At 41.6% G+C, this 13,083-nt stretch carries 10 protein-coding genes; 4 read left to right on the forward strand and 6 right to left on the reverse strand.

Translation table 11 applies throughout. The features are described from left to right. The first annotated feature begins 312 nt into the window (after positions 1-312). Positions 313-651 (forward strand): ArsR/SmtB family transcription factor, encoded by a 339-nt coding sequence (locus tag GZN30_RS18910; RefSeq protein ID WP_075652671.1) that lies wholly within the window; start codon positions 313-315, stop codon positions 649-651. 89 nt (positions 652-740) lie between these two features. After that, a complete protein-coding gene (gene arsB / locus GZN30_RS18915) occupies positions 741-1,808 on the forward strand; it encodes an ACR3 family arsenite efflux transporter (RefSeq protein ID WP_075652670.1) in 1,068 nt (355 codons plus the stop codon). Between the two features lie 56 nt (positions 1,809-1,864). On the opposite strand, the gene GZN30_RS18920 is transcribed toward arsB, so the two are convergent. The 5 genes from GZN30_RS18920 to GZN30_RS18940 form a co-directional block, all read right to left on the reverse strand. Further along, positions 1,865-3,898 (reverse strand): EAL domain-containing protein, encoded by a 2,034-nt coding sequence (locus GZN30_RS18920; protein ID WP_075652673.1) that lies wholly within the window; start codon positions 3,896-3,898, stop codon positions 1,865-1,867. Positions 3,899-4,175: 277 nt separating this feature from the next. After that, complete coding sequence (locus GZN30_RS18925) at positions 4,176-5,036, reverse strand: mechanosensitive ion channel family protein (protein ID WP_075652669.1); 861 nt, start codon at positions 5,034-5,036, stop codon at positions 4,176-4,178. Positions 5,037-5,090: 54 nt separating this feature from the next. After that, positions 5,091-5,558 carry a DM13 domain-containing protein gene (locus tag GZN30_RS18930; protein WP_075652668.1) on the reverse strand — a complete coding sequence of 156 codons (468 nt, stop codon included), beginning with the start codon at positions 5,556-5,558 and terminating at the stop codon, positions 5,091-5,093. A 78-nt stretch (positions 5,559-5,636) separates the two neighbouring features. Next, positions 5,637-6,866 (reverse strand): peptidase T, encoded by a 1,230-nt coding sequence (pepT, locus tag GZN30_RS18935; protein ID WP_075652667.1) that lies wholly within the window; start codon positions 6,864-6,866, stop codon positions 5,637-5,639. Between the two features lie 308 nt (positions 6,867-7,174). Continuing rightward, positions 7,175-8,383, reverse strand: coding sequence for a NupC/NupG family nucleoside CNT transporter (locus GZN30_RS18940; RefSeq protein WP_075652666.1), 1,209 nt, complete (start codon positions 8,381-8,383; stop codon positions 7,175-7,177). 518 nt (positions 8,384-8,901) lie between these two features. Here GZN30_RS18940 and GZN30_RS18945 point away from each other — a divergent pair. Continuing rightward, on the forward strand, positions 8,902-9,126 hold the full coding sequence (locus GZN30_RS18945; RefSeq protein WP_232060538.1) for a hypothetical protein: 225 nt from the start codon (positions 8,902-8,904) through the stop codon (positions 9,124-9,126). A 269-nt stretch (positions 9,127-9,395) separates the two neighbouring features. Here the strand turns inward: GZN30_RS18945 and GZN30_RS18950 are convergent, their stop codons facing one another. Then, positions 9,396-10,451 carry a S1 family peptidase gene (locus GZN30_RS18950; RefSeq protein ID WP_075652665.1) on the reverse strand — a complete coding sequence of 352 codons (1,056 nt, stop codon included), beginning with the start codon at positions 10,449-10,451 and terminating at the stop codon, positions 9,396-9,398. A 1,096-nt stretch (positions 10,452-11,547) separates the two neighbouring features. Here GZN30_RS18950 and GZN30_RS18955 point away from each other — a divergent pair. Beyond that, the gene (locus tag GZN30_RS18955) at positions 11,548-12,975 is read left to right on the forward strand and encodes an APC family permease (RefSeq protein ID WP_075652664.1); all 1,428 of its coding nucleotides are present in this window, start codon (positions 11,548-11,550) and stop codon (positions 12,973-12,975) included. Positions 12,976-13,083 lie beyond the last annotated feature (108 nt).

Below are 13,083 nucleotides of genomic sequence, written 5' to 3' on the forward strand. Positions count from 1 at the left end.
TTAATATTCAAAAAATAATTCAGCTATATATTCTTAGGCAAAATGTCTAGAAACACACAAATAAGTACTAGTTGCTGTTATTATTTACTAAACTTATATATTAGTTTTTATTACTAATGTAATTTAACTAGACATTGTTGGGAGATGAAGTGTTATGGTTTAGCGTGATGAAAAACGAGATCTGCGATCTTAAACGTACAGGGGTAACATCACACCTCTGTAGAATTCGAAGGAACGATTCAGAGATCACTTGATCAAATCGACACTTCGCCCTATTATATCGCCATTCGACGATTAACTATTTTGTAGTCTATGACACAGTGTAACGCAGCAGATGCATCGTTATTGGATGCAACACCAACTCAACTAGAGCTCGAACAACAATTTGCCGCACAAGCAAAAGCGCTGGCTCACCCTGCTAGAGTGCGCATTTTGAAAACACTCTTGGTTCTTGAAAGTATGGGCGGTTGTTTGAATAGTGATTTGGTCTCTCAGTTAGGTTTAGCACAATCAACCGTGTCAGAGCACTTAAGAATCTTGAAAGCTGCTGGCTTTATTATCGCGGAGCCTAATCCGCCGAAAATCTGTTATCGCGTGTCGCCAAATGCGACAAAACAGTTTATTGGTCTTTTCGAGCAGATCACTCAGTAATAACGATTAGTTTGGGGCTCATCCCCCAAACTATTCAAAATTTTTTGCATTATCACATCGTCATTCGACGATAAACGAAGAGAAACGTTATGAATGCTTCAACCCAACAGATAAAAACACCGAAAATGGGCTTTTTAGATCGCTACCTCACTTTATGGATATTTCTCGCCATGGCGCTTGGGGTATCGCTAGGTGCTCTATTCCCGCAAATCGCTCAATGGAATGATGCCATGTCGGTTGGCACAACCAATATCCCACTTGCGATTGGCTTAATCCTAATGATGTATCCACCTCTAGCGAAGGTAGACTACAGCCTACTCGGTAAAGTCAAAAAAGATAAACAAGCTATCAAACTCTCTTTGTTTATGAACTGGATTGTCGGTCCTATCTTGATGTTTATTCTCGCGCTAACCTTTTTAGGCGATCACCCAGGTTATATGGTAGGCATAATTTTGATTGGTCTTGCTCGCTGTATCGCGATGGTTTTGGTATGGAATGATATCGGTGGTGGCAATAAAGAATACGGTGCGGCATTAGTCGCAATCAACAGCGCCTTTCAAATCGTAACATACAGCTTTATGGCATGGCTTTTCATTACCGTATTACCACCACTGTTTGGCTTTCAGGGCTTTGCTGTCGACATTTCTATGCTTGATATTGCTGAGAGTGTATTAATTTACTTAGGCATCCCATTCCTAGCTGGGTTTCTGAGCCGTAAAATCTTAGTTAAAGCAAAAGGCGAAGCTTGGTATAACGAGCGCTTTATCCCTGCTATTTCGCCGATCACTCTAGTGGCACTATTGGCAACGATTGTTTTAATGTTCAGCCTGAAAGGTGAAATGATCCTGGAATTGCCAATGGACGTAGTCCGTGTCGCCATTCCGCTCGCAATCTACTTTGTAGTGATGTTTTTCGTCAGCTTTTATGTCGGCAAGCGTATGGGCATTGAGTACGACAAAAACGCATCCATTGCGTTTACTGCAACCGGTAACAACTTTGAACTGGCGATTGCCGTATCAATCGCTGTATTTGGACTGAATTCAGACCAAGCATTTGCAGGCGTTATCGGTCCACTTATCGAAGTACCGGTGTTAATTGCACTGGTTAACGTTGCGCTCAAACTAAAACAACGTTACCCAGTATTCGCTAAAGTGTAACGTTAATAGTAGATAACAAAAGAGGGCTTTCGCCCTCTTTTGTTATTAAAAAGTGTTTACTGGCAGAACATCTGCTTATCAACAATCTCATTAAATGGCATTGGTTTGTAAAAATAGAAGCCTTGAATTAAGTGAATGTTCTGTTCAACCATAAAATCAATTTCTTCCTGTTTCTCAACGCCTTCAACAACGATTTCCGCCCCTGTTGTTCTTACCAATTGGCTGGTCAAACTAAACATCTCTTTACCGTTCTTTTGGTTTAAGTTTAGAACTAAAGAGCGGTCAATTTTCACTTTGTCGAACTCATAACGGCTCAAGTAACCAATTGACGAGTAGCCGGCACCAAAATCATCCAAAGCAATACGAATACCTTTACTTCGTAATTGCTGTAATACCGACCAAGTCTTTTCTTCATCTTGGATCAGCAAGTCTTCGGTGATTTCAAATTCAACTTGTTCAAAAGATAAGCTACTTTTTTCAATCAGATTCGTCACAATGCTGGCGAAATTTTCCACCAAGAACGTGTCTGGTGAGATGTTAATCGAGACCTTGAACGTTGGATTAACCGCTAGAGGGCTCACTTCAGTCAGAGCTTGTTTCACTACCCACAAATCGAGCTCCGAGGTTAAACCAAGTTTAGCGAAACTCGACAAGAACCAAGGCGGCGTGATTTTACCATCATAGCCTTGGTGACGGATTAGCACTTCCAACGAATTAACACAGCCTCGGCTCATATCATATTGAGGCTGGTAGTAAAGTATGAAGTCACCACTAGACTGCAACTGACTAATCTCGCGTTGAGCCGACAGATTTGCACTCATTTGCGGCAATACCCCCATTACCGATCGGCTATTGCCTAGATCGCGGTAATTAAAGAAATTGTCAGAGAGTCCCTTAGTAAACACGGCATTCATACCAGCAACTTTATCCATCTGCTTAAAAAATGGCAGATAAATCGCGACACCCATCAAAACAATCACTAACTGTAATATTGGTGCTGCAAAGTCGTTACCCGTTGCGAGATAACCACTCAAAAACGCAGGTGTCATCCAGCTGATAAACGTTTGTACCGGTGCAACCCAGCCGATTGAAGTCGCAAAATAGGCGACAACCAAGCCAGCCATTGGCGTTAATAGAAACGGTATCACGAGCACTGGGTTGAAAATGATTGGTAGACCAAACAATATCGGCTCATTGATATTAAAGATACTCAGTACTAAGGTTGCAACCGCTAATGTTCTATAACCTTTATTTTTGGTAAAGAACAACATACATAGCACTAAACTAAGTGTATTACCTGAACCGCCTATACCGGCATAAACATCATAAAAATTGCTGGTTAAGATCGGTAGCTCGACGCCAAATGAACGGTAAAGCTCAAAACTTTGCTGAGTAAACTCATACAATTCACTCTTAATTGGGGACAGAATGATATGTCCGTTCACACCAATAGCCCAAAACAAGTTTCTGACTAATTCATAGACTAAAGCATCACCTAAAGAGTACTCATCGAGACTTGGTATAAGACGTACGAATTCGCTAAAAGACTGAATCCAACCTTTAAACAAAGAACCTGCGCCAGCATAGAGTACAACCATGAAGATACAAGCACCCACTAAGTTGATGGTTTGATCGACCACATTAGGTAGATCACTTTCCATAAACAATTTCTTGCGCTCTAAAATTTGGGTGGTTTTACTAACCAATAAAGGGATGAAGATCGCAAGTGGGTAGTTGGTTGGAATCATAGTACCTGGATGCAACATTCCCCACTCGTGACCCAAAATCACATAGATCAATAAAGAAGGAGTGATGACATTGGTACGAGATGTCTTATGCAGAGTCGCCAAAAACTGCGAGTAGTAGACAACGAGTAGAATTGGAAAAAGTTTCCAAATCAATGTACTAGTAAATAGAATTTTGTCGGCAAGAGCCGTCATACCGACAACAGTAAGACCATTACCTACCAGCATACAGAAAGCAGAAATCAAACTGATCGGTAAAAGCATTAAAAACACGTTACATAAGCCATTGATGTAACTGTTTTCAGATGTGCTCGCGATAAAGCGATACAACGATTTTAAATTCATGTTGGGCTTTTTCTCTTTATTTGCTTTTTTATAAAGCCTTGCAAATAGAAACGCCGCCCCATTCATTCCGTGTGGTGTCACCTCTAACTAGAGATGGTTGTTCTCTCAACAGCGCCAAATTGACTATTCATTATCAATTCACTTGCTTTAATAAGCACATAGAGTGATATATAAGCAAGTCGGCGCACAGTACTCCCAATGAAAGCAAACTTCCATTGGGATTTTTTGTTATGACGATAGCATTATCTAAAATTAGAGTTTTTAGTCTAAAAAGCATCTAAAGTGATGAAATATCGTTCGATTTCTCCACAAAACGTTGCTCATAAAGCACCATAAAATCTTCTCGAATCAATTGCTCAATATGGTTAGCTTGATCGGTTGGACAGAAGATCATTATGTGGATATTTTGCTCACCAGTTGCCGTACTATTAATATGAATATGCGGTTCGGAACCTGGTAGATCGACGCCAGCATGGCGCTCAATGATCGAGTTGTATCGTCTTGCGACTTCAATAAAATCCTGACAGTGGTTTTCAATCTTGTTAGTCAAATCAGGCAGCATTGGGTATAAGTTGACGAAATCACGTACCACAATCGAAAAATCGTGATACACGAATCGCTTCATAAAATTTAAGTTCTTAACTGGATAAGTAAAAAACATACTGTTTGGCAATGTCGCTGTTTTACCCGTAAAGTGATACTGCCCATGGTAAAGATCAATTTCTTGGATTACGGTTGCCATCATGTTGTGCTCTATCACTTCACCGCACAGCTTGCCTACTTCAATCCAATCCCCTATTCGAAATGAGCGCGAACTCGCTCGTTGAATTGATCCTGTAAAACAAAGAATAATTTCTTTACTCGCAACGACCACTGCAACGGCAATGGCTGTTAATGACAGTGCAAACTCATTGATTTCGGACTGCCAGAGAATAAAAAGTAATAAAACAATTGTGGTGAACGAGCCGTTTTTGGTACGCGACATCCATTTGCGTTGATCTTCAGAAACGAACGCCACATCACCACGTATTTTGGACAACGCAATCCGGCGGATGATCGAGATAAAAGTGATAATTAAAACAGAAAAGACTATTTTGTGAGTAAGAAGAAAATCGATTACAACTTGTACTTTCTCCACGAGTTACTCCTGTAAGCAGTTTTATTGGTTTACATTGAATCATTCAATGTTGAGTTAGTTATAGCGAGCCGATGTAATAAACTCACCAAAACTTTCGCACCATACTATCACTGTGTTGTATTCAGAAACATTAACCTCCGGCGGTAAATTCAAACTAAAGCGGTCAAAAGTTTTAATATCACCAATCTGAATCATTGTATCTTTGTACTGAGCAAATGCCTCTTCGGTTTCAATAAATACCGGTGATAGGTAGAGTTTGTAATCAGGACCTGGTGCAAGCTCGCCCATGAACACGATTTGAGTATCGCTGATCGCCACTGAGCCTTCACCCCAGTGCAAAAAGTCACTGTCTAGCCGCTCTCGTTGAAATTCAGCGTTAAACAGTGCATGTTTGGTGATGTCTTGTATCTCTTCTACGGCTGGTGCCGTAGGCTGGGTAAGAATAGGCAAAGCGTAGATCCCTAACGCGAAACCCACAGCAGCAAACGTAAGATGGGACCCAATTAATAAAAGAAATCGCATTTATACTCCTTCAAATTCAGTATTGAGCCAGACCGATTCCCAGTCTGGCTCTTACTAAATCCTAGAGCATTCAGGCGATTAACGGTATTCTAAAGCGGTTTTTTCTGCCAATTTTACTATCACGCTAACAGCTTGCTTCATTCCATCAACCGTAATGAATTCGTGAATACCGTGGAAATTGTAGCCACCAGTAAAGATATTCGGGCAAGGCAAACCCATAAATGACAATCTTGCACCATCGGTACCACCTCGAATCGGCTTAATCAAAGGTTCTACATCACACTCGAGCATCGCCTGTTTTGCTAGTTCAATAATGTGTGGATGAGGCTCAACCATCTCCTTCATATTGAAGTAGCTATCAGTGAGTTTTAGCTCAACACGACCACGGCTTAAGCTAGCATTTATGTCATCGGTAATACGCTGCATGAACGCTTTACGCTGTTCCAATCCATCGCGCTCAAAGTCACGGATAATGTATCCGAGTTCGCTTTTCGCCACAGACATCTCAGCAGATTTTAGATGGTAGAAACCTTGATAACCTTCGGTGCACTCCGGCGTTTCCTCTGCTGGCATCATCATTTGAAAACGCGCAGCGATGTTCATTGAGTTAACCATTTTGTCTTTGGCTGTACCCGGGTGGACATTGTTACCGTAGAAAATGACATCAGCATTGGTCGCGTTAAAGTTTTCAAACTCCAACTCACCTACAGGACCGCCATCAATGGTGTAAGCCCATTGCGCACCGAATTTTTCAACATCAAATAAGTTAGCACCACGACCGATTTCCTCGTCTGGCGTAAAGCCAATGCAGATATCTCCGTGAGGAATGGTTGGATTTTCGATTAGCGTTGCAATTGCTGTGATGATTTCAGCAATACCCGCTTTATTGTCTGCACCTAGAAGCGTTGTTCCATCTGTCGTGATCAGTGTGTGACCATGTAACTTATGTAAATCTGGGTATTGAACTGGTGAAAGAACTTGCTCACCAGTTCCTAAAGCAATATCACCACCTTGGTAGTTTTCAACCACTTGAGGTTTTACATTCGCTCCAGATGCATCAGGTGCAGTATCCATGTGTGCAACAAAACCTATCGCTGGTACTTCATAGTTTACATTACTTGGTAAACGAGCCATTAGGTAACCGTTCGCATCTAATGTTACATCGCTTAAGCCGAGTTCAACTAACTCCTGTTTTAGTTGATTGGCGAAAGTAAATTGTCCATCACTGCTTGGGCATGCAGCGTTAGCTGGGTTTGATTGAGTGTCAAAAGAAACATAACGCAGAAATCGTTTAACCAAATTATCCATATCTGTACTTCTCAAAATAGCTTTCGTTTAGGTATATGAAGCACAATATGAGCGACATCAAGGCTCGAGACAATGACTTAAACAATAGTTTTCCGATTTAATCAGTCAGATTTATTAGAGGATGGGAAAAGTCGCTAAAGTCATCAATAGAGAAGCGCGTTTCGCCTCCTCTCGCTGAATCATCGTCTTTGATATGAGTGAGTTGACTCATTTAAGTTGTTAATCACGCCTTCAAGCCTCATTAGCCTTCCGCGGAACAAAAAAAAGCGCCATCAAATGAAGGCGCTTAAACAAAACTGATTGGTTAATTAAAGCAGAATAAAGATACCCGCTAAACATGCACTCATTAGGTTCGCCAGTGTACCGGCAGCTACCGCTTTAAGACCTAGGTTGGCAACTTCAGAACGACGCTCAGGAGCAATCACACCAATCGAACCAAGCTGGATTGCAATAGAACCGATGTTAGCAAAACCACACAGAGCGAAAGTAATGATCACTTGCGAGTGTTCTGATAGCAGTTGTTTGTGTTCTACGAAGTCAATGAAGGCAACAAACTCATTCATTACCACTTTTTGACCAATGTATGAACCCGCCATCAATACTTCATTTGATGGTACACCGATAACCCAAGCAAGTGGTGCGAACAAGTAACCAAATAGACCTTGCAGCGTGACGCCTGAGAAACCAACAAGCTCACCCAAGTTTTCAAGACCCGTATTGACCATCGCGATAACCGATACAAATGCAATCAGCATGGTACCTACAGCAACGGCTACTTTCATACCATTCATCGCACCGCTTGCAAGCGCATCGATAACGTTAGAGTCTTGAGCTTTGTCCATTTCAATGTCTGACTGATCAACTGGTGTACCGCGTTCAGGTACAATGATCTTTGCCATCATCAAACTACCAGGGGCAGCCATAAAGCTCGCCGCAATAAGGTATTTAAGATCGACACCCAAGCCTGCGTATCCACCCAGTACACTACCCGCTACCGATGCCATACCACCAGCCATTACAGCAAACAGTTCAGAACGAGTCATACGAGAAAGGAAAGGACGAACAAGAAGTGGAGATTCACCTTGAGAAAGGAAGATATTACCCGTTGCAACGAGAGATTCAGCTTTACTTGTACCCAAGAATTTTTGAATAGCGCCACCGATGAACTCGATAACACGTTGCATGATGCCTAAGTAATAAAGCGCTGAGATAACCGCACTAAAGAAGATAATAATAGGAAGGACGCGGACAGCGAAGATAAAACCAGTATTAGCAAGATCGCCAAAAAGGAACTTGATGCCTTCATCGGCAAAAGAGAGAAGACTTGCAACACCACCACTTAAACTGGCTAACGCTACTTGCCCCCACGGGAAATAGAGAACTAAGGCGGCGAAACCAACCTGCAATAGCATCGCTCGCGATACTGTTTTCCAATTGATCGCCTTACGGCTCTCTGACAACAGCACTGCACATCCAACTAGGACTAGGATACCGATTAAACCAAAAATCACATTCACTTAAGATCACCTTTACAAGCATTGAATTAACAGCTGGTCCTGTCCTTGGGGTCATTCACTCGTCCATGTGACGGCTTGTATTGGTAGGGTTTTTGCCCATAACCGGGCGGCAAGTATAGCGATAGATACGAGACATTCATCACATATTTTTACGCAAACGTTCAAGCGCTCATTATTTAACCACGCAAACGTTTTTTAGTTTCATCGCTTTTCCATTCACTCCTGAATAAGGATCACACTTACGAACATAAAAGCAACAGAATGCATATTTAAATTGGCGCTAAACAGACTTTGTTTCTAACTTTAATTTAGTTAACGAATAACTCCTCGCGTTCTTAACATACGTCAGTTTGGCATTAGACATATACAACAACCTTCTGCCCCGCTTTGTGCGGGGTTCTTTTTTTGTATTGAAAAGCTTACAGTAAACATCGCCTAGGTAAACCACGTACTATAGACCAATAATTTGACTGGTGATAAATTGAACGATGTACGGTTTTATTGATAGGAATCAACGGATGATGAAAATCGAACATGCTATCTACCAACCCCATATCCAGCATGACTTAAAATCTGCGACTAAATTCATCGATCAAAGCTTGAAAAACCAAGGTGGTCATTTAAGTGCTTCGCTTAATCAGCACAATCAAATCCAAATTCGCAATGAAGACAATGTCGTGGTAAAGACATTTAAAGGCGAAAATGTTGTTCGAAAGATGCACCACATCGATGAATACGTCTAAATTTCGCCGAGTAATGCAAGCGATTCACTGATCATGTTTAACCTGGGCACAAACTTTCACCGACTGCGCACCTAGAGCACTCGAGAGGGCATTGTCTCCGTTGCTAACAACGCCCTTACAAGAGCGCATTAAACTTACTTTCTTTTTTGATTTGACTTGCCATTCGAACCTTCGCTTTCCAATCTATCGCTACTTGATAATACGATAAACAAGTAGTTATGCGCAGCAAGAAAACGAGCCGTTTGCGCCTCTGAGGATATAAGTGACCATTACGATCTAACAGATAATCGAGCAAAGCCAATCGCAGTTAAGCACAAGAGCATAAACAACGACGTACTACCACCGCTCGAATCGTTTACTGAAAATAATCGGTCTATCTCTTCAAAAGCTCGGTCTCTATCCCTATCGCCGAAATCATCAGATCCCTCGTACTGATCACGCTGCTCTGCCGTAACCGTAAAATTTGGTGTTTCATTCCCAGCAATAACGCTCGCTATCCAACTTGAATAGTCGGCAACTTCCGTGAATACCGAAGTATCATCCGAACTCGACTCATAACAGTCTATCCAACCATAACTCGAAATTCCGACTTGCTTGTATTCTGAACCATCAAACCAGTACAGCGGTCCCCCAGAATCGCCGCTACAGATTGCATTACGCACGTTTGTCGAATTATTGAATTCACCAGAGGTGCAGATCTGTGAATCACTAGCGCCTAGATCGCATGAAAAGCTTGGCTCATAATTGAGTTGAGTTTTTAACAACTCACCACTACTTCCAGTTTCAGTTACCCCATAACCCACGGCAACAAGCGGCTCACCGTCAATACGATAATTGAATGAATCCATCGATTGTCCAAGCTCAACGTAGTCAAAAGCAGAGACATTCATCGCCTCTTCAAGTTGAATGATCGCGATGTCATTTGGCCAGGCTATGCCATTGGCATCAGATGAGTCCACATAGTTAGGATGAATATAAAACGCTTGACCACGCACCTTGCCAGAACTTGCAAATTGACGACTGCTGTTGAGTTGAGGGGCGACCGAAGTGAACACCATGACTTCTTCATCTAAGTTACCATTGTAATATAGGCAATGGGCTGCGGTCATAACATGTCGATTGTCTAGTATCGTGGCGGTACAAAACTGACCATAAACATTGGGATCATCAACCGACTCATAATATAGCCCTGCGATAGACGGCCATTCTGCAGCGGAGGTATTGGCACCATTATAGATAAATGTTGAGATTTCCTGAGAAGCCAATGAATTAACTGCAACACCGCATGTTAATAGTGCCAACATCGCTTCGCGTTTAAGTTTCATACCAATATCCTTTTGATGTGACTTAGAGTTAACGCTAGAGGTTAGAAATATTAAAAATCACCGACTCAAATGATGTTTATCCATTTATAAACAGGCACCACCATCGATCTATCGTTATCTTTAATAATCAAAAGAATAGCACAACAGAGGCACTCACCCTGACTATATCGAATTCTGTGCGAGCAAAATGGGATTTTTATCAGTCAGTTACAGCGACATTCTCATGCTTATAACTACTGTTTATCACCTGACACAAATGCACATATAAACATATATTTATTACTAATCAATTATCTAGCTTTAGTCGTTAAATCTATTCCGCCATCATTTAACTTTATATAAGTTGTTTACATTAATATCTAACGCCTAATATCGCCTTCCCTTAATCGTTACTGAATACGCTTTTATGAACAACAGTACGGTTATCTTGCAACAATCATTAGTATCAAAATCAATCAAGTTCAGAGAATTTCTGGGGTTTTCTTGATTGGTTTATGCTCCGGTATAAGGAACCTAGAATATGTGCACACACCATAAATCGCTTCAAAGACTCCACCGCACCTTTCTACAAAAACTAGTGGGCATAAAAGAAGTTTATCAATGCAGTCAGTGCGGATATTTACTCAAGATCCGATAACGACTAAGCATTAGATATTGAGCAATTAAACAACACAGCGTAAAGTTTAGGTTTCACGCCAAGTAACTCTGTTGAATGAAATGTCATATTCAGATTGTTAGCGATATAAAGCATCTGTCCGTTTAACGCTTAACTTGCCTTTAACTTTCTCTGTGTTGTCTAACCTTTCTCCCGTAGTCCTATCGCGGTCTTTAAATATGCAAAACGACTGACGGAATAATTTGTTATATACATAACCATCATTATGCTTTTTTGTAATAGAATTACACCATTTTCGCCAAAGCAAACGTTTACAACAATCAAAGATCATTGCTCAACTTTTTTCTCCATTTTTGAGTAAATACATACCATTTTTGGCTATATACCAGCGGTTTGTCACCTTCCTACAATACGTACGTCTTACTTGTAGCACGCGCTTTTCCTATGTGTAGTACGCGTCACGATAACTAAAGGTATCGAATGAGCAATATCGCCAAATCCGCCGTCAAACTGAGTGTTTTTTCTGTCATTATGATTACGGTTACCTCCGTTGACAGTATAAGGAACATACCTGGCGCCGCCTTATTTGGCAGTCATGCAATCTCTTTCTTCTTATTAGCTGGGGTTTGCTTCTTCATTCCAACAGCTCTAGTCTGCGCAGAATTAAGCACTACCTACCCTCAACAAGGTGGGGTTTACTTGTGGGGTAAGGAAACCATCGGACCAAACTTCGGTTTTGCTACCGTTTGGTATCAATACGCTGAAAATATCGTCTATTACCCACCATTGATTTCATTCATTGTTGCAACAGGGACATACCCGTTTTTTCCTGAACTCGCACAAAACAACATCTTCATGCTGGTAATGATCAACGTCATTTTCTGGGCTCTGACTTTAGTGAATATATTCGGCTTACGGTTGTCATCCATGATCACCAATGTATTTGGTACTTTGGGCTTAATCTTTCCTATATTGCTGATTATTGCGCTTGGTGGTTACTGGGCTTACACCAACCCGAGCGAATCACATATTTCACTACGTCATGTATCTGACTGGCTACCTGATTTTTCTCAAGATGGCATTGGTGCTGGCTTTACCGCCGTGGTGTTATCACTAACAGGGCTAGAGATTACAACCTCATACGCAAATGAAGTAGACAACCCACAAAAGACCTATCCGAAAGCACTGATTATATCAACCGTGTTGATCTTAGTGTCTCTAACCGCTTGTTCTCTTTCGATCTCTTCTGTTGTATCAAGTGATCATTCAAGCTTAAGTGAAGGTGTTATTCTCGCGTTCAAAGCCTTTTTTGATGATCTAAACATGTCGTTCATGTTGCCAATCATTGCCCTTGCCATTGTCTTCGGCAGTCTTGCGAGCCTTAACAACTGGATCATCGCACCAACCAAGAGCCTACACGTCGCGGCGAAAGACAATTTCATGCCAATCGCGCTATCAAAAGAGAATAAAAACCAAGCGCCAGTACCCCTGTTGCTGCTGCAAGGTGCTATCGTCAGTGTTCTTTCTCTGGTGTTTATCTTGGTACCAAATGTTAACCAGGGGATGTGGCTACTAAACATTCTTATGACTCAGCTATACATGGTGATGTACATTTGTATCTTCATCAGCTTCTTGGTATCGCGTCGCAAACATTCAGAGTTTGAGCGCCCATTTCGTGTTCCGGGCGGAAAAGTAGGTATGGTGCTCGTAGCGGCACTGGGTTTGATGAGTTGCGCCATCACTATCATCGTATCCTTCGATGTACCGGCAGGTATCAGTGCAGAAACTGGCGCGTATGCACTTATTCTTGGCTTTATCACGTTTAGCTTGCCAGCAGTTGCGGCGGTGTTATACCGCAACCGTAAACACCAACAGCAAGCTCTATTGGTTGAAGCGGTGGCGAATTAAGCTCGCAAATTCAGTAACATCTTTAATCCATAAAAAGCCCCAAAATATAATTGGGGCTCTTGGCAATTTCTTGTCCCGTCCTGAAATGTGTTTACACATTGAGGACGA

Source organism: Vibrio ponticus (assembly GCF_009938225.1).
GTDB lineage: Bacteria > Pseudomonadota > Gammaproteobacteria > Enterobacterales > Vibrionaceae > Vibrio > Vibrio ponticus.

Bases quoted from the DNA above. Each gene is read 5' to 3' on its own strand.
- GZN30_RS18945 (WP_232060538.1), top strand. From the start codon at position 8,902: ATGATGAAAATCGAACATGCTATCTACCAACCCCATATCCAGCATGAC.
- GZN30_RS18950 (WP_075652665.1), bottom strand. From the start codon at position 10,451: ATGAAACTTAAACGCGAAGCGATGTTGGCACTATTAACATGCGGTGTT.
- GZN30_RS18910 (WP_075652671.1), top strand. From the start codon at position 313: ATGACACAGTGTAACGCAGCAGATGCATCGTTATTGGATGCAACACCA.
- GZN30_RS18930 (WP_075652668.1), bottom strand. From the start codon at position 5,558: ATGCGATTTCTTTTATTAATTGGGTCCCATCTTACGTTTGCTGCTGTG.
- GZN30_RS18920 (WP_075652673.1), bottom strand. From the start codon at position 3,898: ATGAATTTAAAATCGTTGTATCGCTTTATCGCGAGCACATCTGAAAAC.
- arsB (WP_075652670.1), top strand. From the start codon at position 741: ATGAATGCTTCAACCCAACAGATAAAAACACCGAAAATGGGCTTTTTA.
- pepT (WP_075652667.1), bottom strand. From the start codon at position 6,866: ATGGATAATTTGGTTAAACGATTTCTGCGTTATGTTTCTTTTGACACT.
- GZN30_RS18955 (WP_075652664.1), top strand. From the start codon at position 11,548: ATGAGCAATATCGCCAAATCCGCCGTCAAACTGAGTGTTTTTTCTGTC.